General features: G+C 27.2%; 17 protein-coding genes and 1 pseudogene. All 18 read left to right on the top strand.

Features of this window, described 5'->3' with window-relative positions; genetic code table 4:
- Nucleotides 1-261 precede the first annotated feature (261 nt).
- Nucleotides 262-558, top strand: coding sequence for a hypothetical protein (locus tag SPM_RS05510; protein ID WP_004028632.1), 297 nt, complete (start codon nt 262-264; stop codon nt 556-558).
- Nucleotides 551-2,716, top strand: a complete 2,166-nt coding sequence (locus SPM_RS05515) for a type IV secretory system conjugative DNA transfer family protein (protein ID WP_004028633.1) — start codon at nt 551-553, stop codon at nt 2,714-2,716. The genes SPM_RS05510 and SPM_RS05515 overlap by 8 nt, the downstream gene beginning before the upstream one ends.
- Before the next feature lie 403 nt (nt 2,717-3,119).
- Nucleotides 3,120-5,786 (top strand): Mbov_0397 family ICE element conjugal transfer ATPase, encoded by a 2,667-nt coding sequence (locus SPM_RS05520; RefSeq protein WP_004028634.1) that lies wholly within the window; start codon nt 3,120-3,122, stop codon nt 5,784-5,786.
- Nucleotides 5,787-5,801: 15 nt separating this feature from the next.
- Nucleotides 5,802-5,963 (top strand): hypothetical protein, encoded by a 162-nt coding sequence (locus SPM_RS06695; RefSeq protein WP_004028635.1) that lies wholly within the window; start codon nt 5,802-5,804, stop codon nt 5,961-5,963.
- A gap of 142 nt (nt 5,964-6,105) precedes the next feature.
- On the top strand, nt 6,106-6,324 hold the full coding sequence (locus SPM_RS05525) for a hypothetical protein (protein WP_004028636.1): 219 nt from the start codon (nt 6,106-6,108) through the stop codon (nt 6,322-6,324).
- A complete protein-coding gene (locus SPM_RS05530) occupies nt 6,312-6,623 on the top strand; it encodes an Mbov_0395 family pilin-like conjugal transfer protein (protein ID WP_004028637.1) in 312 nt (103 codons plus the stop codon). The genes SPM_RS05525 and SPM_RS05530 overlap by 13 nt, the downstream gene beginning before the upstream one ends.
- A 6-nt stretch (nt 6,624-6,629) precedes the next feature.
- Nucleotides 6,630-8,108: an Mbov_0396 family ICE element transmembrane protein gene (locus tag SPM_RS05535; RefSeq protein ID WP_004028638.1), complete on the top strand. Its 1,479-nt coding sequence runs from the start codon at nt 6,630-6,632 to the stop codon at nt 8,106-8,108.
- A gap of 27 nt (nt 8,109-8,135) precedes the next feature.
- A complete protein-coding gene (locus tag SPM_RS05540) occupies nt 8,136-8,702 on the top strand; it encodes a hypothetical protein (protein ID WP_004028639.1) in 567 nt (188 codons plus the stop codon).
- Nucleotides 8,703-8,912: 210 nt separating this feature from the next.
- Nucleotides 8,913-11,849 (top strand): annotated as a pseudogene (locus tag SPM_RS05550) (Mbov_0399 family ICE element protein).
- Between the two features lie 72 nt (nt 11,850-11,921).
- Nucleotides 11,922-12,962, top strand: coding sequence for a rod shape-determining protein (gene mreB, locus SPM_RS05555; protein ID WP_004028643.1), 1,041 nt, complete (start codon nt 11,922-11,924; stop codon nt 12,960-12,962).
- A 181-nt stretch (nt 12,963-13,143) separates the two neighbouring features.
- A complete protein-coding gene (locus SPM_RS05560; protein ID WP_004028644.1) occupies nt 13,144-14,388 on the top strand; it encodes a replication-associated recombination protein A in 1,245 nt (414 codons plus the stop codon).
- A 74-nt stretch (nt 14,389-14,462) separates the two neighbouring features.
- Nucleotides 14,463-14,687: a heavy-metal-associated domain-containing protein gene (locus SPM_RS05565; protein WP_004028645.1), complete on the top strand. Its 225-nt coding sequence runs from the start codon at nt 14,463-14,465 to the stop codon at nt 14,685-14,687.
- 15 nt (nt 14,688-14,702) lie between these two features.
- Nucleotides 14,703-16,640 carry a heavy metal translocating P-type ATPase gene (locus SPM_RS05570; protein WP_004028646.1) on the top strand — a complete coding sequence of 646 codons (1,938 nt, stop codon included), beginning with the start codon at nt 14,703-14,705 and terminating at the stop codon, nt 16,638-16,640.
- 278 nt (nt 16,641-16,918) lie between these two features.
- Nucleotides 16,919-17,818 (top strand): hypothetical protein, encoded by a 900-nt coding sequence (locus tag SPM_RS05575; protein ID WP_004028647.1) that lies wholly within the window; start codon nt 16,919-16,921, stop codon nt 17,816-17,818.
- Between the two features lie 678 nt (nt 17,819-18,496).
- Nucleotides 18,497-19,249: a hypothetical protein gene (locus tag SPM_RS05580; protein WP_004028649.1), complete on the top strand. Its 753-nt coding sequence runs from the start codon at nt 18,497-18,499 to the stop codon at nt 19,247-19,249.
- Nucleotides 19,210-19,653 (top strand): hypothetical protein, encoded by a 444-nt coding sequence (locus SPM_RS05585; RefSeq protein ID WP_004028650.1) that lies wholly within the window; start codon nt 19,210-19,212, stop codon nt 19,651-19,653. Before SPM_RS05580 ends, SPM_RS05585 begins: the two co-directional genes overlap by 40 nt.
- A complete protein-coding gene (locus SPM_RS05590) occupies nt 19,613-22,006 on the top strand; it encodes a hypothetical protein (RefSeq protein ID WP_239643300.1) in 2,394 nt (797 codons plus the stop codon). Before SPM_RS05585 ends, SPM_RS05590 begins: the two co-directional genes overlap by 41 nt.
- Nucleotides 21,996-24,071, top strand: a complete 2,076-nt coding sequence (locus tag SPM_RS05595; protein WP_004028652.1) for a hypothetical protein — start codon at nt 21,996-21,998, stop codon at nt 24,069-24,071. The genes SPM_RS05590 and SPM_RS05595 overlap by 11 nt, the downstream gene beginning before the upstream one ends.
- Nucleotides 24,072-24,084: the final 13 nt, after the last annotated feature.

Consider the following 24,084-nt stretch of genomic DNA (forward strand, 5'->3'; position numbering starts at 1 on the left):
TTTTCTAAATATTTTTATTTAAAATTTTATTATAAATAAAGACAATATTAAGAAGGGGTTAGGTTATTAAAAATCAAATTTACTACTTTAAATTTATTCAAAAATATACATATACATATTAGTTTTTACAGGCAATTAATATTTTAATTGCTTTTTTATTTTTTTAAAATAATAAGGTGATATATGATATTTATGCTATAATTTTTTTGTATATGGCCAAGGTTACTGGTAAATTACATTAATTTATTTTTTGGAGAAAATATGAGTGTAAGAACTTGACTATCTTCAGTAGCAATTTTATGTTTAGTTCTAGTTATTTATGAAATAATTTTATTAATAAAATATAAAAGAGCTCGGAAAAAAAATTTTAGTAATATGCTAAATGAAACAATAAAAAATTCAAATAAAAATTTAATAAATAAAGAAAAAGATATTGAAAATATTAAAACTAAAGTAGTTAGCATTCTTAGTTATAAAGAAAAAATTAATATTATAGTATTAATTATTGGAATCGTAGGAATGTTCCTTTTTTCTACACTAAGTTTTTTATATGCATAAAAGTAAAAGATTTTCAAAACACCAAAAAGATAGTTTAATCGCTGCGTGTGTTTTTTTCCCGATTGCTAATATCTTTGGTACCATTATTATTTCATTTTTCAAAGTATGAAAAATGCCAGGTTTTACTTTTAGTAAATTTTTTCCTTATTTATGAAAATTTATGTCTGAAAATATCACTTTTGTCTTGATTTGCATTTTAGTTATTTCACTCCTTTTTTGATTAATTGCTTGTTTTATAATATTTGTTGCTGCAAAACATTTTGAAAAAACATATGTTAAAAAAACAGAAACATCAGAATATGGAGGAGCAAAATGAATTGTAAATGAACTAGACAAGAAAGGAAGTATTAAGGAATTTAATAAATTATATCCTGTTCATAATTTACATGATGTTAAAAATAAAGCAGGATGAGTAGTAAGATTTTTGAGAAAAAACAGTAAAATTAATTTTAATGTTCGTGGTAATACACATGCAATATGTTTAGGAGCAACTAATAGTGGGAAATCACAAAAAATTGTAATGCCTTCTGCTATTTATAATAGTTGTTTACCAGAAAGATATAAACCATGTCTAATTTTTACTGATCCTAAAGGAGAATTATATGATGTTTTATCAAAACTATTACAAAAAAATGGTTATGAAGTACTAGTTTTAAATTTACGTGACCCTAAAAATTCGTCTTCTTGAAACCCGTTGGCAATTTCTTACAAGTATTATTATGATTCAGTTACTATTGCAAAAGAGTTAAAATATTTTATAGTTAAAAATCAAAAACATTTGGAAAAATATGTTTGTTATTATCATGATGAATTTAATTGTGCAGAATGTTTTAGAAACATTGTTAACAAAAAAATTGCAATTTTTCGCAATCAATGATTTTTTGATTTAAAAGAAGCACAAGAATTTGTTGAAGCAACTAGAAATGAATTAAAATCATTAGCAATTGAAGAAATTAACGATTTAGTTTTAACAATTTGACCTTTAACTGGTGGGGAAAATGACCATTTTGCAAGTATGGCTGCTAGTATTGCAAAAACAATTATTTTAGGATTATTAGAAATATTAGATGATAATCCAGCGACATTGCCATTAGAAAAATTTAATTTTCCATTAATTAATATGCTTTGTAGTGACCGTAAAAAAATGAAAGCCTGATTTGCTAGTTTACCATCAACATCATTAGCAAAAATTATCGGGGCTAATGCATTAGCAACCGGAGAAAAAGAATTAGGTTCAATATTTTCAACTTTAGACCGTGGATTACAAATATATCAAGATCTTGGTATTCAATCTATTGTATGTAATAATGAAATTGATTTATTTAAGTTTACTGAAAAACCAAAAGCTTTATTTTTAATTATTCCGGATGAAAAAACTAATCGTCATATTTTTGCTTCGTTAATTATTTCTCAGTTATATAAAGCAAATGTAGCAATTGCAACAGAACGAAAAAGTAAACGTTTACCACGAGATATTCAATTTTATTTAGATGAGTTTGGAAATATGCCAACAATTCCTAATTTCCAATCCTTTGTTACGGTTGCTCGGAGCAGGGGAATGTTTTTCCTAATAATTGTTCAAGATTTAGATCAAGTTTATGAAAAATATGGGAAAGAAAATGGAACAGTTATTATTTCAAACTGTAATTTAAATATTTATATTCAAACTAATAATTTTGATACTGCAAAAACATATTCAGATATGTTAGGAACTGAAACAGTTGAAATTTTATCTCATTCACGTTCACGTAGCTTGCAAACAAAACGAATTATGATTGATCCTGTTCAAATAAGAAAAGAAGGAATGGAATTAATTAAACCTAGTGATTTAATGAAATTAAAAAATCCTTATGGAATTATATTTAGTTCGAAAGAAAATCCGGGTCTAGTTTATATGGACTCAGCATGAAAATATAGTAAAGTATTTGGCTTAGGTAAACTTAAAAATACAAAAATAATTAAACCGTTTAATTTTCTTAATAATCATTATTTTGATTTATTTTCATATGTCACATCAGGTCAAGTTGAAATGATGAAAAATGAAATTGAAGAAAAAATTGCAACTATTTTAAAAATTCCTCTTGCAGAACGAACACCTGAACAAATTAAATTGTTAGAAAAATGTAAAAATATTGGAATTAATGTTAATGAAAGTTAATAAATTATTATCGTAGTTACTATCTTTTTAATATTTAGTAAGAAAGATAATAATAGTTATTGAACATCTAAAATAAACATAAAAATTATGTTAAATATTGATTTAAAAGATGTTCTTTTTGTTTTTTTTACTTAAATTCTAAAATAAATATTTATAAAATAAATAAACTAGTAGATAACATAGGCTATTGTTAGTTGTTTTCTGCTTAATAATACTGAAGAAATATGAAAACAAAAATTAAAGTAAAAATTTTTTAATTTTAATAAATTTTTTTAAATAAATGTGATAAGATGAAAATGTATATTTTTTGAAATAAATAATTTTAAAGTAGAACTTCATATTAATTTTTAATAGTTAAAATGTTTATAATTTTAGACCCTTTTCGCGAGAAAGGAAAACTTAAATGAATAACAGTATTATTCCACCGCAGTTGAAAAAACAAAAGCTACGCTTAAAGGATAATTTTTCGTTAGTTGATTTAGGTTTAACTTTAACATATGCAATGTTTGCATTTATGTTAGGTTACAATTTAATCACATTATCAATAATGTTAAGAGTAATTATTGGTATTACTTTTTTCTTATTTTTAATGATGACATTAATTCATTCTGATAAATATAGTGGAAAAATTTATATTATAATTTTTCGAGCATTTGTTTTTTTAGCTAAAAAAAGAAAGTTTGATATTTATAGTAAAAATAATAACACATCCTTATTAATGCCATATAAGAAATTGCATGATATGTGTATTGAAACTACTGTTTTAGAAGGTGGTAAAAAATGATATGTTGGTGCAATTGAAATTAAAGGACTTAATATTACAACATTAGATACAAATGAACAATTATTAAAATTTAATCAATTGGCAAATATGTTTCGTTTAACAGATTGTCAATTAAGTTTAGTAAAAATTGAAAAACCTTATGATTTAGAAAAAAATATTATTAATTTAGATAAAACAGTTGATAAATTAATTAATCTTCGTAGAGACGAAATTTTAACCGCAAAAGGATATAAAAGCCGTTTTGAACAATTAGAAGGTTATCGCAAGCTTTATGAAGATCAAGCTGGTATTTTAGGTTATTCTTTTACTAGTAAAGTATTTGTTTTATTTGTATATGATACTTCATTAAGTAAATTAGAACGAGACATTCATATTATTAAAATGAAGTTAACTGAAACTAATTTGCGAACTATTGATTTGGATAAATATGAGTTAGTTAATACAATTAAACTGATTTTTAATCCATTTGATGAAAAGTTTTCAAATGAAAAAATTGATGAGTATCAAGATAATGTTAATGAGTTATTAGCATTAGATAATATTACCTTTACTAAAAGTGGCTTCCGCATAAATGATGCCCAATTTTCTATTAAAGGAATTCAAAATTATCCAATCTATCCACAAGATGGCTGAGCTGCAAAATTATGTACAACAGATAGTACAGTTATTTTTAACATCTCTAATACAAATATCGATGCGGTTAAAGAACAATTACATCGAGCAATGATTAATGCCCGAACTAATTATTTTTCTGTTAAAAAAACGGTTAATCGTTCAGAAAAAGAACGTGAATATGAATCGTTTGAAAACTTAGTGCAATTAATTGCATCAGGAGAAGAACAAATTAAACGGGTAAATGTTATTTTCTTAAATTATGGTTTTAATCGACATATGTTAAAACAATCAGAAGAAAGACTACATATCTTATTAAAAAGTCTTAATATGAAAATGGATTATTTATTTTTTCGACAAATAAGTGGGTATAGTGCCTTATTACCAAAACCAACTGATCCAACTGCATATCATAATTCTTATGAAATGCCATGTGCAACATTAGGAAATTCATTTCCATTTTTAAATAATGCTTTAGAAGATGAAAAAGGATTATTTGTTGGTTATAACACTACGGGTGATGTAATTTTTACGGACCAATTTAAACGTGGTGGTGATTTTCAAAATTCAAATGCACTATTTATTGGCACAACAGGAGGTGGTAAAACAACAACTGTTAGCAAATTTTTGAATTATCATATCATTAATGGTAGAAAAGTAATTATTATTGATCCAAAACGAGAGTTTGGGAAACTTTGTGATTATCATGATGGAAACTGAATTGATGTTGGTTCTGGACATAAAGGAAATTTTAATCCGCTACAAATTAATGCAAAAATTGATCAATATCAAAATATTAATACAATCATTGGTGACCATTTACAAATTTTAGAAACATTTTTTCATTTTACCCATCCAAGTTTAAAAATGGATGAAGTTGGTTTTTTAACACAACGAATTTTAGATTTATATTTAAAACTAGGTATTAATAATGAAGAAAAATTTAATAAAATGGAAAATAATGACTGACCAATTTTTGATGATTTACTCAATTTTTTAACAAAGCTAGAACCAGATCTTGGTGAAGCAGAAATGCTCCACAAAATTACAAAAATTATTCAATATGATTTTACTGGTTATGGAAAATATGCTGCCTTATGGAACAAACATTCAACTATTACCTTAGATGATAATTTATTAAATGTTTTAGATATTCAAACACTATATTCAAAACAAAAAGTTTTAAAAGCACAAATGTTTTTAATGCTTAATTATATTCGAACAGAAATTAATAATAATCGATTTAATACAGACAATGAAATAATTTTAGCAGTCGATGAAGCACATATTGTTATTGACAAAGACAATCCACAAGCGCTAAAGTTTCTATTTGAAACAGTAAAAATGATTCGTGGTTTTAATGGCGGGGTAATTTTAGTAACACAAAATTTAACCGATTTTAGAATGACTGCCGAATTAGAACGAGAAGCATCTGCCATTCTGAACAATGCGCAATATGTTGGAATTTTAAAATTAAAACAAAAAGACTTACATGATGTAAGTGAATTGTATAGTGCAAGTGGAGGTTTATCTGAATCAGAAATTAATTTTTGTGCTGGTGCACAACGAGGAGATATGTTATTTATGGTGACAGATTATAATCGCCATTGTTTACATGTTGAATTATCTGATTTTGAACAACAGGCCTTTGGGATTAAATTATTAGAAAACTAAGATGAGGGAAGAAAAATGGAAAGACTAAAACGTAAATCTTATAAAGTACAATTAAAAGTTCCGATTGAATTATATGAGGAATTACAAAAATTTATTGATGATGAACATTCATTAGCTTATGTAATTAAGCATCTTATCAAAAAAGGAATTCAAAATTACTTTGGTGATGACGAATAATAATCTTTTAATTTATTTGTTAAAAGTAATAAGTTTATTTTTGTAAATGACCATTTTTTTATAAGAGAAAAGGTATTTGGTAAATGACAAGCTATATTTTAATAATTCTTATTAAAATATTACAAAAGGAAAGGAAAAAAATATGCAGGGGATATTTTTGATTAACAAGGCACAACCATTTAGTTGACAATTAAAAAAAGAAGAAAAGATGGTTTATCATAATGTTAATATTGATAAGTCATCTTGCAAATTTAATAAAAAAGGGACAAAACAATTTTTTATTAAATTAAAAAGTAAAATATTAAAATTAATTTTAAAAATACAAATTGCTACAAAAGGAGGATTATCATGAGTCTATTAAGTTTACTAGCTGATGCACCTGATTTTTCAAAAACTGCCGATTTAGTAGTTGTATTATTAAATGCGATATTATCACCAGTTTCAATTATTGCTGGGGCAATTTGTATTTTATATATTATTAAACATGGTTTAAAAATTAAAAAATTTGCTGATGATCCTGAACAACGAAATATTCAAATTTATGCTGTTTGCTGATGTGTTTTTGGGTTAGCATTATGTATTTTTGCACCAATATTTATTAACACAATTCTACCAGAATTAATTAATAGTTCAGGAAGCTATGAACCTCCTACTAAGTAGGGATTTATGGAATTAATATTTAATTTACCTTTTTTAGGTATCATTGACTGAATTTTAACTGGGATATATAAAGCAGTATGAGGAATCTTTATTACTGGCCCGTTAGGGTTGGTTTCAGTTTTTACAAAAGTTCTTGAATTTTTATCATCAGGAATAATTTTTAGTTTATTATTTAACTCACAAGAAGGCTTTTCTTGGTCAAATATTCCAACTGCATTTTGGCAATTTGCCATTGTTTCAGTAGCTTTCTTAGTAATAATTTTTATTACCCAATATTTAACATTACAATTTAAAGATGCAAAAGAAATGCAACCAAGACTAATGGCATGCTTTAAATATACTGGTTTAGCTGGAATTTTTGTTCTTTTCATTCCAATTGGTTTTTTCTTTTTAAATGGAATTATTACTTGGTTTATGGGAATGTTAAGTACGATTTTTGGAACTAGTGACCAAAATTTAGCTGATGTATTATATTGAATTGGAAATAGCAATGGTGTTACTGGTAAACCAGGCGATTATGGGCCACCAAGTAATATTATGGATTGAAGTTTAATTATTGAAATTTTTTCCGTTTGGTTTGTTCTTTTTGCCATTGCAATGTTGGGGATGTCATTAACACAAAAGATTTTTGAATTATTATTTCTTTTTATAGTTGCTCCAGTTGTAATGGCAACGATGGTGCAAGATGAAGGAAAAAGAGCATTAACATGAAAAGATATGGTGTTATCAAAGATGTTAGCAGCCTCAACAGCCTTAGTGGCTTATTATATTTTTATGATATATATTAATGTTATTTCAGGTCCTAATTTTGGTCCCTCTGATTTTCCTGGCTATGCCAAAATGCTTTTACAAATTATTTGTATTTTAGGAGGAGCATTAGGTGTCTGAGGCATTACAAATTTACTTTCAGCTTTTATTGGTGAAGCAATTGGAATGTCAGATGGGCTTAATTCAATTCGAAGTACAATGGCAGCAGGAATGTTCGCAATGGGAGCAGGGAAGGTAGCTAAAAAAGCACTTGGTTTTGCGAAAAAGAAAAATAAAAAAGGTTCATCAGGTATTCCTGGCATTCCAGGAATAGATACTTTTAGTGGTGGCGGGAACCAAAACCAAAGTCAAGGAATATCACCACTAAGCTTTTTAGAAACAAGAACAGGAGCCTTAGGAATGATTGGAAAAGGATTACGGGTTGGGGGTAATGCGCTTGGACGTTCAATATGGGCAGTTAAAAATGGATGAGAATCAACAAAATCTGCATGAGGAGACTCATATGATGTTAATCCAACATCAACAGGAAGGTTAGGGAAAGTTAAGAAAAATCTTAATCAAACTAAAAACTTTATGAAAACAGAAGCACGCATTGGAGCAAATTATCTTGGTAGAAAATCTATGAAGATAGCTGCAAAAGGAATAAAACAAGTTAAAAGACATTCTTATGATCATGTCCAACGAGAATACAAAGCTGGCAAAAGAAAAGAACGTTAATTAAAACTTAGCAAGAGGATAAAAATTATGAAAAAAATATTATGAATTTTATTATGCAGTATACCAATGCAATTAACAATTTATACTTTTGGATGTAAAGGTTTTAATTATGGTTCAAATCCACCTCATTTAAAACCAATTGAACCACCAGAAGAAGTAAAAGATATCAATTATTATTTGCAACTAAAAGAAAAAAATCAAAAATTATTTGAAAAAGCAAAAAAAGAAATTGATGAACTAAATTCATCAGAATCAATTCAGGAAATATGTGGTAGTTCAAGAATGTGTTCTGAATTACAAGAAATAATAGATGCAAATATGGTTGAAATGTATGAATATCAAGCAATTGTCTATGATTGTGATTATCAAATTTTATTTTTAGAAAATGATGGTGATTTTAGTGATAAGAAAATTAGAGAAAATGCAATTGCTATTATTAAAAATGAAAATGATATTTTAAAAAAACAATTAAAATTAATGACAACTTCATCTGACCCATATCGAGAAGATGAAATTAATAAAGTTAAAAATTTAATTAAAACCTGTGAAGAAATTTTAGAAAAATTAAATAAAGAAAATGAAAATAAAATTTAATTAAATAAGTAAAATAATAAAATAGGTTTTTTAAACAGTAAATTTTAAATAATTAATATTAATAATATTAATTATTTTTTTTATGATAAGAATATGATACAATTACGTGTATGTAGATGGCCATCTTATTTTGGCAAATGACTAGGTTAAAAATAAAATAATTAAATTTAATAATTATATGATTTTATTTTTGGTTTATGGAGAAATAAAGTGAAAGTATTTTTAGTTTTGTTAACTGGAATAAGTTTGTGAACATATCCATTAATGGCAAAGTTTAGTCAATTTCCATTTATTCAGGATAAAACAACAATGTCAATGGATCCAACTCATCCAACCATAACAATTGATCCGGGTGTAAGTGTTGAAGCTTATGCATGGGTTAGCGGTGGTGGTGCTGTGCGTGATGGCGAAGAAAAATTAGTTGAAAAAGAACATATTTATGAGCTAGATACCACAAAATATGGTTTGACACAAAGCACATTTTTAAATTATTATAAAAAAATTATTGTCAAAAATCCTTATGGACGAACACATTCTGATTGAGATAGCCATCATAAATAATATCGAAATGATTTTACATTTGATATTACTAAAGCAGGTGAATATATGTTTTATGAATGATCAGGAACAGGGGGTTCAATGTTTGCTTCTGCTAAAGGAAGAGTTAAATGAGAATGAAATGGAAATACCCTCAAAATAAAATTTTGGGCAACAGCATATGCTTGACATCATTAATTCGGAGGATATGATGCTGATTCGCGTTCAACTTTTATTGTTAATCAAATGGATGTTGTTTCTAATGCTGAAAGTGAAAGTACAACTTATAGTCGTGTTAAAAATGCTTTAGAAAAAAAACTTTCGTTTGCAAGTGATTATTCTGGCAGTCTTGAAGATGAGAGCAATATTTATGACCCAAAAGGTCAGGGGAATGATTTGACAACGGCAATGAATAAAGTTTTAAAACAAGGATTTGGAAAAGAATATTCTTATTGAGAAAAATTTATTCGACCATTTAGTTTTAGTGATGCCAAACATGAAATAACAACAGTTATTGCTTTTAATCGATTATCAACTGGTGAAGCAGTAACTTGGACATTTAAAACACCCGTTGCAATATCACTTTCGGGAAATTATTGTGGAAAACAGTTGAAGGAACGGTTAAATATTATTCCAGGTAAAGTTGTTGATCAATTTGATCCCTTAAATGGAATGGTTGAAGATAAACCAATTTTAGCACCTGATTCACCGCCAATTACTGATACATATGGTGGAAAATGACAATATCATACTACAGCTTCTGTTCAATTTGATGCCCTAGTACCAGGGACCCCAAATTATGGAAATGAGTATTTAAAAGTTAATGGCATTAAAGTTCCTGTTTTAGACTATAAGTTTAATTATAAAATGGAAGATTTAAGAAATAATGATAAGGATTCAAAAGAGAATAATCTTTATCAAGTGGAAATTATTCATGAAAGTGGTAATCAGAATGTGAGTTATAAAATTGATTATGAGATTAATAACCTAGTCCCAGAATTATCAATTCAATGGTATGCTTGAAATCCAAAAGAAAATAAGGATCAAAAGGAATTAATTACCCCAACAATTGATGGGAAACCAAATCCAAAATATGATCCAGAAATTAATCCAGAAACAGGAACAAAATCCCAAATCGTATGAGTTAAAAGAAAAACTGACCATAATTTCCCATTTGACCCTTTAAATGAAAAAGGTGAAGTAATTAAAAATAAAGCAGAATATGATTTGGGATATATTGTTGAAGGAACGGCAGTGAGTATGGGAATTCGACAAATCTTTGATGCACCAGAGATTGCTAATGTAGCAAGAGAACAAGTTGGCGATGATTTAAAAGGAAATAATCCAAACAGTATTACTGGTAAAATGCAACAAATTCCAAGTGATCAAGAAGGACACTATTTATCTGAAACTGGGAAATGACATTATATTACAAAAACAAATGATCAATTAACATATGAAAAATATGCAATAATTGGGAAAAATGGTTTTGATAATTATCCTCGTTTCTTAGACATTATGAATAATCCAGATTTAGTTGTAAATTTCTGAACAACTATTCATGGGAAACATCTAAAGAATTTTTTAATTACTTATAAAAATTTAAATTCAAAAGAAATCTTTGCTTTAACATATGAGCAAGTGGTTTCATATTGAAAAGAGTATACTAGTGATATTATGGCACAAAAAATCCCTGCTATTCCAGAACCAGATAATTATTATAAATTAGAAAAAAACTTACCAATTGTAAAGATGAATGAACATGAACTTGGTGAAATTGTTCGGATAATTAAAGCAGAAGTAGCAGAATTTATTACTTCAAAAGTACCAAAAGCAGTGTATACAATTGATTATAAAATTTATAATAAAGATCATATTGATATTACAGAGAATAACAGTGTTTTAGCAGATTTGTTAAATAATGCTGAGCAACCACAGTATATGAATTTATTTGTTGAAGCATCTCCAACCTCAACATTACTAATTGGAACAGCAAAAGTTGAAGTTAAAAATTCAAAAAATTATGATCCAAATAATGTTTATAATCTTTCAAAAGTACGTTTTCGTAATCAATCTTATAATTTTGCAGATTTCTCACCTAGTCAATTACGAATATGAATTGAAGAATGAGTAGCAAAAGGTATTGCAGTTTATCAATATCCGATTACTTTGAATGCTGATTATGGAATTTCAGCAAATGGTATTCCAGATGAAGATCCAATTAGTCATAACAATACACCAGGTGATTTAAATGATGCAATTTTAACAGAGTTTATTGATAATACTGAACATAATAAAGAATTAGAATTAATTGTATATTCAAACAATGCTAGTGATTTAACAAAAGGTTATACTGAATTTAAATTACTAAATAATATTGATAGTTCAAAACCACCAGTTGATCCAACTGACCCAATTGATCCAACAGATCCAACAGATCCAGATAATCCTTCCCATCCAATAGTTCCAATTCAACCAGGAGAAGAAGAAATTAATTCTAATACTAAAAAATATTTAGCATGAATATTACCAGCAGTAATTATTCCATTGATGGGTGGTGGAATTACGATTGCCATAATTATTATTCGGAAAAGAAAACGAATTCGTTAGTACTAGTTTAGGAATGAACTTATTGTTTTTATTAAGAAAAAAGATTATAATGTTAACTAAGGAGGATTTGATATGGCCATATTTAATAATAAGAAGCCAACTTTTGTATCAATGGATTTAGGAACAGCTTACACTCTGGTTTATATTTCAGGGAGTGGAATTGTTTATAATGAACCATCCATTGTGGCATATAAAATTAAAGAGAATCGGATTATTGCTGTCGGAAATGAAGCATATAAGATGATTGGGAAAGGAAATAAAACAATTAGAATTGTTCGGCCAATGGTTGATGGAGTTATTACAGACATTCGTGCAACAGAAGCACAATTAAAATATATTTTTAGTCGGTTAAGAGTTACGAAGCAATTAGCTAATTCAATTATGTTATTAGCTTGTCCATCAGTTATTACCGAACTAGAAAAAAATGCTTTAAAAAAAATTGCGATGAATCTAGGCGCAACAAAAGTTTTTGTTGAAGAAGAAGTTAAAATGGCTGCTTTAGGTGGCGGGGTTGATATTTATAAACCGTTTGGTAATTTAGTGATTGATATGGGAGGAGGAACGACAGACATTGCGGTTCTTGCTTCAGGGGATATTGTCTTATCAAAATCAGTTAAAGTTGCTGGAAATTATTTAAATGATGAAATTCTAAAATATGTTCGTTCTCAATATGGGCTAGAGATTGGAATTAAAACAGCCGAAATGATTAAGATTGAAATTGGTTCATTAGCAAAATATGGTGATGAACGAAAAATGAAAGTTTATGGCCGCGATGTTGTTTCAGGATTACCACGAGAAATTGAATTAACTCCAGAAGAAGTCCGTGAGGTTTTAAAAGTTCCAGTATCACGAATTATTGATTTAGCAGTTCAAGTGTTAGAAGAAACACCACCAGAATTAGCAGGAGACATTTTCCGAAATGGAATTACCATTTGTGGTGGTGGTGGTTTAATTAAAGGAATTGATCACTACTTTGAAGAAACATTACAATTACCAGCCAAAATTGGAGAACAACCATTATTAGCAGTTATTAACGGAACAAAAAAATTTGAATCAGATATTTATGATATTATTCGCCAAGAACATCATAAAACAAAAGAATTAGATTATTAAAAATGTTACAAGTTGCTATAAGAATTAACGAGCATACCAAAATAGCAAATATGGTCAGCATAGAGCAACTATGAATTAAAATCAAAACCAATATTGCCAAGTTTAGCATTGGTTTATTATAAAACTGATAATTATCAGTTTTTTTATGTTATGATGTAAAAAAATATTTAGGAGCGAAAAAATGTTTGAACCATTAGCATTTGTCTTACGACCAACTACAATAACTGATATCATTGGGCAAAGCCACCTTATTAATGATCAAAATGGTGTTATTTCACGAATGTTGAAATATAATTATGCAAGTTCATTAATTTTTTATGGTGATCCGGGCGTTGGGAAAAGTAGTATTGCTCGAGCATTAGCCAATGATTTACAACTTGAGTATGCAATTTTTAATGCTGAAATTGATAAAAAACAAGATTTAGAGAAGATTATTAAGCAAGCAGCAAATTTTGAACGATTTATTATTATTGTAGAAGAAGTACACCGGATGAATAAAGATCGGCAAGATATTTTATTACAGTATTTAGAAAATGGACACCTAATTATGTTTGCTTGCACAACAGAAAATCCATATTTTGTGATTAATCCAGCCTTACGGTCACGAGCTAATATTATTAAATTAGAACGAATTACTGTTGATGAAATGCTAACTGGTTTACAGAAAATAATTACAAAGAAAAAATTGCCACTAACAATTACTAATGATGCTTTACTATTAATTTGTCAATTAGCAAGTGGTGATTTACGAATTGCAATTAATATATTAGAATTATGTTTAAATTTATATCCCACAGAAGAAATTACTGTGACAATTATTAATAATCTTGCTCCATCGGCTAATTTAATTAATTTTGCAGAGGGTGATGAACATCATGATTTAAAATCAGCCTTGCAAAAGTCAATTCGGGGTAGTGATGTTAATGCTGCTTTATATTATTTTGCACGCTTATTAGCAAGTGGTGATCACGAAGCATTATTACGTCGAATGTTGATTATCGCTTATGAAGATATTGGGTTAGCTAATCCAGCAATTGCGGTTCATGTTAAAACAGCGATTGATAGTTTTCGTCAAATTGGATTACCAGAGGGGCGAATTCCATTAGGATTAGCAATTGTTGAAATGTGTTTAAGTGAAAAGTCAAATAGTGCTTATTTAGCAACAGATCAAGCTTATGAAGATGTTTTAAAAGGTAACCTTTATCCAATTCCTCATCATTTACGTGATACGAGTTATGCTTCCGCAAAAAAATTAGGAAATGGTCGTGGTTATCAATATCCACATGATTTTCCAAATGATTATGTCGCGCAACAATACCTTCCGAAGGAAATGCAGGGCATGGTTTATTATCAACCGAAATTACATAGTGTATATGAAAAACGAATTAATGAATTATATGGACGGTTTACAAAAAAAACCAAGTAGTTCTTTTAAAAGAACTACTTGGTTTATTTTTCGTTAGTGCTAGAATGAAACTATATGAAATGGAGATGATAAAAATGACAGTAGTAAAAATTCATGTGCCAGAATTAACATGTAGTAGTTGTGCGATGGCAATTGAAAAAAAGTTAACAAAAATTCCGGAAATTAAATTTCAAATTGGAATTGTAACACGAACTGTTAAAATTACTTATGATGAAACAGTTCTAAATAAAGAAACAATCTTTCAACAGATTAAAAAAGCCGGCTATGATTTTGATGAAGTTGAAACAAAACAGTTATAAGATTGTTATTATTTAATGAAAAAGCAGCAAAAAGCAAAGTTAACAAAACGGCAAATTCGAGATCTGTATGAATTAATTATTGCGATAATTTTAGACATTCCTTTATTATTGGGAATGATACCAGGGTTAGGATTGCTCCATAATGAATGATTACAATTAACCCTTGCTAGCATTATCTTATTTTATTGTGGGCGTCGTTATTATATTAATATGTTTAATGAAATATTTCGCTGGCATTTATTAGGAATGAATACATTAATTGGTTTGGGAACATTAATTTCATATGGCTATAGTATTTATTTGATTGCAGAACGTAGTCATTATATGTTATTATTTGAAACTGCTGGAACAATTATTACGATTATGTTATTAGGTAATTTAATTAATACAAGAGTACAACGAAAAGTAACAATGGGAATTGAAAGCGTTATTTCGTTACAAGTTGAACACGCGAACCGCATAGGGAAGGATCAAATCATTGATGTTATTAATACTAAAGATGTCCAAGTTAATGATCTTTTATTAATAAAAAAAGGTGAAAAAATTCCAGTTGACGGAATTGTTACAAAAGGAATCGCATATTTAAACGAAGCAATGTTAACTGGTGAAAGTAATATTATTGAAAAGCAAATTGGTGATGAAGTGATTGGTGGAACCGTCAATATGGGAGAACCATTTTATTGTCAAGCAAAAAAAGTTGGTGCTGATACTTTTTTAGCAAATATTTTACAAAAAGTTGATGAAATTCAAAGTCAAAAACCGCGAATTCAACGAATTGCTGATCAAATTGCAAAATGATTTACACCATTTATTTTAATTATTGCAATTATTACCTTTTTATGTCAATATTTTGTTTTTCATCCTTATGATATCGCAAAAGCAATTGATATTGCCATTACTGTCATTGTTATTAGTTGTCCTTGTGCATTAGGTTTAGCAACTCCCTTAGCAGTTGCAGTTGGGTTTGGAAAAGCTTTAAAAGAAGGGGTTATTTTTAATACTACAGATGCATTTGAAAAGATTACTAAAATTGATGCTATTGCTTTTGATAAAACAGGAACAATTACTAATGGTCAATTAACTGTTCATGATTTATTAGGAGATGAAGAAAATATCAAATACATTTATAATTTAGAAAAATTATCAGCACATCCAATTGCAAGAAGTATTCATCATTATTTTGCTAATTGTCAAGATGAAATTATCTTTGAAAAATTTCAAGAACAACCTGGACTTGGTGTGAGTGGGATATACCAGCATCAAATGTATCAATTATTATCTTATCAAACAGCAGTAGCCAAAGGTTTTCAAAATGAAATGGAATTAGCAGTTCAAAAAATAACTGTTGTTAATCCAATTTTAATTGCCCTTGTAATTAATAAAACAATTACTAATGTGATTATCTTAACTGATACAATTCGGTTTGATGCAGAATTGGCAATTGCAAAGTTTACTAAAAAACATATTGTAACGCATATGATTAGTGGGGATAATGAACAAACAACAAAGGCAATTGCTAATGAAGTTGGGATTACAAGTTATTATGCTAATGTTTCACCATTAACAAAAGCAACAATTGTTGCAGAAATTCAAGCAGCAGGAAATGTTATTGCTTATGTTGGCGATGGAATTAATGATTTAGTTGCTTTAAAACAAGCTGATTTTGCAATTGCAATGGGACAAGGTAGTGAAGTTGCCATTCAAAATAGTGATATTACAATTATTAAACCAAGTATTTTTAATATTTATAAGGTATTTGTGTTAACAAAATTAACACGAAGTTTAATTTGATGAAACTTTTTTTGAGCTTTTAGTTATAATTTAATTTCAATTCCATTAGCAATTCTTGGCATTATTCCACCTTTAATTGGCGCAATTGTAATGGGTGCTAGTCAATTACTAGTTTTATTAAATTCATTAGTTTTTAATAATATAAAAGTAAAATTTAAGTAAAATTATGTTTAAATAATAAGTTTTACTTTAATTAGAAAAAGTGAAAAACTTTTTTTATTAAAAATTATCTTTTTTTAATGTTTTTATGTTATCTTTAAAATAGATATATTTTTAAGATATATCTTAATATAGTATAGTATATATAATAATTAAGAATATAACAAAATGAAATGATATTAAAGATAAATTTCATAAACTGACAAAGACTTACTGGAGCGTAAAAAATTATAAAATAATGAAAACAAGGCAACATATTTAGAAAGGGAAAAAACATTATTATGAAAAAATTTTTAATGTTGTTGAATGCCATATTATTTCCGGTTATTTCATTTTTAGCAGTTTGTGCTTGTAAAAATATTAATGATATAATAGTTCGTAAAGTGCCTCTTACCACTGCAAACTTAACAACTTTTTTTGAAAAAAACAATGTCTTAGAATATACGGGCGAATATTTTTTTAAAGATGCTGATACTCAAACAGAGAATGAAACTTTCCGTATGACAAAAGGGCGCATTGAACGTATGTTTAAAAGTTTGTTAGATCAAACTTTAGGCCAAAAAATTCGTAAACATTTTAGTTATAAACCAAGTGAATATTATTTTAAAATTGCAAAATTAACTCATTTTCCTAGTTATAAGTTAAATCAATTTTATGATTTTCATTTTCAATTAATTATTGATTTTCAAAATCAATTTTATTTTCAACAAGATAACTTAGTATTAAGATTTAAAGAAACTAAACAATATAATAATGAAAAGTGATTAAAAGTTTATTTAGATTATTTAAGAAATTGCAGTACTTATCTATGACAAAGAAAATATTTGGGTTATGAAAAAAATGGGTCATTGCCATATCATCCTGATGCGCAATGAACTAGCAAAAATTCAAAGGTAGCTTTTACGAAAAATAATGATACATATGTATTAAATCTACTTTCAGATTATTATGCAAATTTATGAAATGATGTAAATATAACAGGCGGGTTATGATTTTATAAAGATAAACAATTTCATGTTAATGTCATAAAATATGAATATTTAGGGAAAACACCAGCCAGATTATATAAAAATAATGGTGCTCGTGCAAAAATAACATTAACTTTTACTAGTAAAAGTGATAATCGTATTAATGCTACTGCTAGTTATGAAATATGGATGGAATATAAAAAAGTTGATTAAAGATTCTGTTGTAATAAAAATTATACAAGCATAATTTTTTTTTTTTTTTTTTGTCAAAAAATTTATTAAGTTTTCTTGATAAGGTAAATATTAGGATATATTAAGTTATATCATTTGAACTATGAATAAAAATGTATTCAATTGAAGGGACAATGAAAAAAGTAAAATTAAAAGTTGCTTTTTGACATTAAGTTATGTTATGCTCAAGTTAGATATAATAAATTATATCATTTGGTATAAAATATCAAATTATACTAAATTATATTAAATTTATTTTAATAATATTTAAAATTTATTAATAATAAAAACATGTATTTTTACAAAACAACTAGTTTTTATAAGGATTTTTAGTATTGTTAGAGTTCTTTACAATTCAGCAAATAACGTGGGGTTAAATGTTGAACAAGTAATAATAAAAAATTAAGTACTAAATTATTAATTACTAATGTAAACTTAGCATTTTTTTTGCGTAAGAAAAAACGAAAAAACGATAACAAAATATTAAAATATGGAGGAATTAGTTTTTATGAGGAAAATTTTAGGATTTTTGTCTTTATTAACGTCAATAACAAGTGGCGTGGGGTCAGTTGTTAGTTGTGAAACGGTGAATAATGGGAAAATAATCAAAAAGTACCAATTACAAATGAGAATTTAAGAGCATTTTTTGCAGAAAATAAAATGTTTGAATATCAAGGTGAATTCTTTTTCAAAGATGAATTAGAACAAACAGAAGAAGAAATGGAGAAAATGACAGGTGGAACAGTATCAAGCATTCATAAGTTTTTACTTGATCAAATTTTTGGGGAAAAGTTTAGAAATTATTTTTCTTATGTTTCATTTGAATATAAGTTTAGAGCATTAAATCTTCAGACTTATCCTGGTTATCGTTTAGGACAAACCTATGATATAACTTTTAATGTTTCAATCAAAAGCAATAAAAATAAGATTGATTTTCAACAGAATAATTTAGTATTAAAGTTTACAGAAACTAAGCAGTATGGAGAACAAGAATGACTTGAGAAATATGTTGATTATTACATTAATCAGAGCAATCAAATTTGAGTAGACAAATATGAGAAATTTAATAATCGATTACTAATTAATCCTTTAGCTACATGAAATGACGATTTTCCAAAAACAAAGTATTTGGAAAAAAGTAATCCGAAGATTTTAGCAGATATTTCAGAATATTATACAAGACGCCTTTCTAGAGATGACACTCCAACAAAATGATTTTATCCTGAAAAGAAATTGACAATTACTGCAAATAGTTATGAATATTTGGGAATAGCTCCGGAATCTTATTCTCATGAAGCATTTCGTGCAAAAGTAAAGTTAACATTTGCTTATTTGAATAATCCACAAATAACAGTAACAAGAGACGCTGAACTATGGATGAAATATTTTCATGTACAGCCACAACCATGGTAAGTAATTTTTTTAAATCTAAAAAAATAATTTCTATTTTTAGTTCAATGTCAATTTTAACTGTAGGAACAGTTATTGCTACTGTTTCTACAATTGTTGCTGGGGATAAAACAAATAATAATGTTTATTATAAATTTGATGGTAATATCTTTCGCTCAAATACACAATTAATGGAATATGTAAATTACAATATGCAAGTTCAATCTTATGCAACACAAAATAATTATTACTTATATAATAATAAAAGTTATGGGATGAATAATTTTAATCAGTTAGAAATGGATATGATGAATAAAACACCAATTAAGGAGTATGATACTTATCGTAACCCAATATTCATATTTTTACCAAGACCAACTTTAATGTTTGGATCAATTGGTTTCTTCTTTTCAAGGAAAAGATGGTAATGCTTATTTATCCAAACAAGATGCAATTAATACTTATCATGATTATCAAAAAGTTTATCAATTGGGAAATATTAGTAACAATGAGACTAATATTGAATTTCAAAATAAATATGAAGCAGTTCAATACTTGGAAAATATTGTTCTTAAAAATTTAGAAAAAAAGTTTCAGACAGATCGTTATGAAATGGCAGGTTCTTTTTTTACCAAAGATCAAATTTTATCATGGTTAGAATCAACAACCGATATTCAATATAATTATAATAGTTATCGTTGATCAAAACTTAGTCATCCTAATTTGCAAGAAATGCAATTAACACAGCATGATGAAAAAAACTATATTAAAAGGTATAGTCCACCGAAAGATACTTATTGATTAAATCTTGATGCACGTGGTTTAAGTGGCAATTTTTCTGGTCCCTTGTATATTGAAACTAATGTTAGTTTTAATACATTAATTGATAGATTAAAAAATAATTGACAAAAAATTAGTTCAAATACAATTAATGCTTTAATGACACCATTGGTTCTTTTTTCAACTTTTATTAATGTTCAATTAAATTCACAAAAACCAAATGATGATAATAGTTGAAATATTAAGAGAGATTTCTTTGCCGCGACAGAAAATGGGGAAGAGAAGTTTAAAAAGGGATTTATTCTTGCAAATAATGATAAATATAATGAAGAAACAAATAGTTTTTACTTTGATGAAATAGAAGAAAATTTAATTAAAGTTTCTGGTATGAGTCGTTGAGAAAAAACATTAGCTTTTTTACAAAATGTTCATAATTATACCTTAAGAGTTAATCATTCGGGAAATGAAGAAAACACCTTAGCTTTTACTAATTTATTACGAACAATGTTAAAAAATGTTATTAAAGCTAATACAATGATGTTTGAAGATTGTTTGGATGATATTTTTCAAAATCAGAATAATACGGTGTCAAATCAAGAATTAACATTCACTGATATTATTCATATGTTTATTAATCCATCGAAATTTATTTATCAATCACCATCAAAAGTAAATAAATTAACAAATGTCATTAATAAAATTCAAACCATTGGTGATACAATTTTTGATGCTTATGGGAAAATTAAAAAAATTCATCGGTTAGGACAGGCAATAACAGAGGGTGAAATTAAATTAGTTTTATCATCGTATGAAACTTTTTTCCAACATGGTCAAAAATATTATGAAATTGATGGGAAAAAATTATCAGCACATGAAGCTTTTCAAAAAGTTGCTGAGGTATTACGGGGAAATTTAGCAATTAATAATGATGGGTCAAAAATAGATATGAAAACTAGTTTTCAACCTGTTTCAAAAATAGCTAAATTTGCAGGAAAAATTGCTGCTGGCTTACAAATTGCAAAAGCAATGTGAGATATTGGAAATGCTGTTTCACCATTTAAATTTAATACTTATGAAAATGATTTGGGAAATGGTCAAAAATTATATTATCAAACAACTGAATTTGAAATTCCAATTTTAAATATTCAACTAGCAAGGACAGACCCAAGTCAAGTTGTTAATTTAACACCAATAAAATTATTTTCAAATGGAAGTATTATTAGCGGTGATGTTGAAGATGAGAGCAAACAATTATTTACGATGTTAGGAAGTCTTATTGTTGGGAAGGATAAAGCACGACAATATTTAAAAGAATATATTTTAACTAATCCAACAAAGTTTGTAGCAACACGGTCATATTATATTACAGTTATGAGTAATCAAGAAATACGAGAAATTGTTGCAGATAAAAATAATCCGACTGATGCTTTGAAAAAATTAAGGTTATTTGTGAATGATATTTTTACGAAATATTTTGCAAACAATATTAATAAAATGTATTTTGATGGAATTAATAGTTTTTTTAGTAATCCGATTGATGCTCGGGATAGTTTAAAAACAAAGATTACAAATAATCAATTTATTATTAAATATAAGTTTACAGATTTAGAAGGGATTACTAAATATTATGATAATGAAGCAACTTTACTTAAAGAACAAAACCATTATCTTGAAAATAATGTTTTAATAAGAAAAACAATTTTACAAAGTGATTTAATTAAAACAATTCGTTTTGATAAGTTAAAACATCAAATTGGTGCTCAAAGCAAGGTTTATAGCGTACTTTTTAATGGACAAGAACGTTATTTCTTAACTGTTGGAGATGCTAAGAATTATGTTTATTCTAATTCAGATATTGTGCTAAAAACAAATAAAGTAATTAATTATTATGTCTTTTTTGGAACTTTACAATTTAATAGCGAGAGTGACTTTTATAAATGAGTAAAAGATAATACGCTAATTGTGAATGGCAAAGGGGAGGTAATTCAAAATGGCAATTAATTTCTTTAAAGGAATATTAGCAAGTGTAACATTATCAACAGGACCAGTTGGTACAATAATGAGCACAACAGCATTTAATGAAGTAATATCATCACCAGAGGCAGGCTTATTTCGAATGATTAAAAATTCATCAACAGCAGTTGAAACAAAAACAGCATGAAATTATGATGGTCAAGAATTTTATTCCCAACAAGAATTAGATAATTATATTATCAAAAATAACCAAATTGAAACAATTCAAACGTCATCTGATCCAGGGAAAATTATTAATGATTATCAATATCGAACATTAAGTCCGGATAAAATTTATGATATTAATTTTGATAATTATCAATTAATTTATCGTGATGCATATGGAAATGTTAGTTTAACAAGAACAGCGGCATTAGAAACTTATACAAAAAATATTAAAAATAAATATAGTTATGATGCTATTAATTGATATGATTCACCAGAAGAAGCAAAAATAGGGTTAATTTATCAAGGCGGATTACGTAAATCACTATATTATTATATTAATGGCCGTTATTATAATGCTTTTAATCTTCGTGATCAAAGTGCTTTAAAAAATATTTTAACAGAGGGATATAATTTAGCCCCAAGTGAATTTACAGGATATGTGCCAATTTATGGAACAAGGGATAGTTTACGGAATGTTGTTGCTAATAATTTTCGTCCAATTTGAACAAATGCAAGTAATATGAATCAACGGTTAAATTATGCCAATTTCTTAACAACTAAAACAGAACAAACAATTTTTTTATCACCCGGAAATGATAATTTAATTAAAGTAAGTGAAAATGGCTCACAGAGAATATTTAAAGCGGGTGAAACAATTGCAATTATTGAATCAGAATGAGTGCTTAATGAAAAAGATTTTTCTGATGTAAGTAAATGAGAACAGCACCAACAAGATGATGATTGGATTAAGTCGGTTGGAAAATACTATTACACAAAAACTTTTACAAGTGGTAGTAGAACTTATGAAATAACTTATTTACCAGTTAAATCAGGGAGTGGTTGAAGTTATAGTGATTTTTATTGAGATCGGTTAGCAACAAGCAATAAGTATGAATCAGTAATTATGTTATACGATAATGATAAAGAAAGCAAAACAAAAAATGAATTATATCGTTGAGAAAAATTACCATTAGGAATTAAAACAAAAAATGAAATTCCAACGCAATATGTCCGACAAGCTTATGATTTATGGTTTAATAATTTTTATGAAGAAAAATTTTTAAAATTAGATCAAATAGATGAAAATGGCAGTTTTTATAATGAATATGGAGTTAAAGCTGATATTTTATATGATATTAACGGCCAACAAGGAAATAAATATTCATTAACTGAAAGTATAAAATATTATCATACCAAACTTAAACCACAAATTTTAGCAGGACCAACCACCCCAAATGAAAAAGGTGAAACAACATATTGATTACGTGATGATTTTTATGCTACTAAGACTCAGTTAGATAATTATCTTTTCTTAACAGGAATTGTTGATACACGGTTAATGTATACTTATCTTGATGTTCAAGATTTATCATCCCAAGATGGATTGGCATTAGCAACAACAGAAGCTGATGCTCGTGAGAAACAGTTTCAATATAACCAAGGGATTTTACTAAAAAAATACTTTGCCTATGATGTTTTGGGGAACAAAGTTGTTTCTGCGGAAAGTGAAGCAGATGCAATTGCAAAGTTACATAAAACAGTTACTTTAACGGGAAAATATATTAATAAAAAAGAAATTAATGCTTGAGATAATGGAGTGATGGGTTATGATAATATTATCCAAAATGGTATTTATCATATCTATCGAATTTATAGTCAAATTCGTGCTGACCAAGGTCTTATTCCTTACATTTATTTTGATAGTTATCAGTCTGCTTTAACATCTATTAAAGCGGGTATTAATCATGCAATTAAAATTACAACTACAACAGTTAATGTTTATTTATATGTGTATATCGATAATAGAGGTAATAAACATTCATTTACATATACGAATAATGCAGAAATTAATGCCATTGTTGCAGAAATTATGCGGTTAGTTTAATGGTAATTATTGG

The organism is Spiroplasma melliferum KC3, assembly GCF_000236085.2.
Classification (GTDB): domain Bacteria; phylum Bacillota_I; class Bacilli_A; order Mycoplasmatales; family Mycoplasmataceae; genus Spiroplasma; species Spiroplasma melliferum.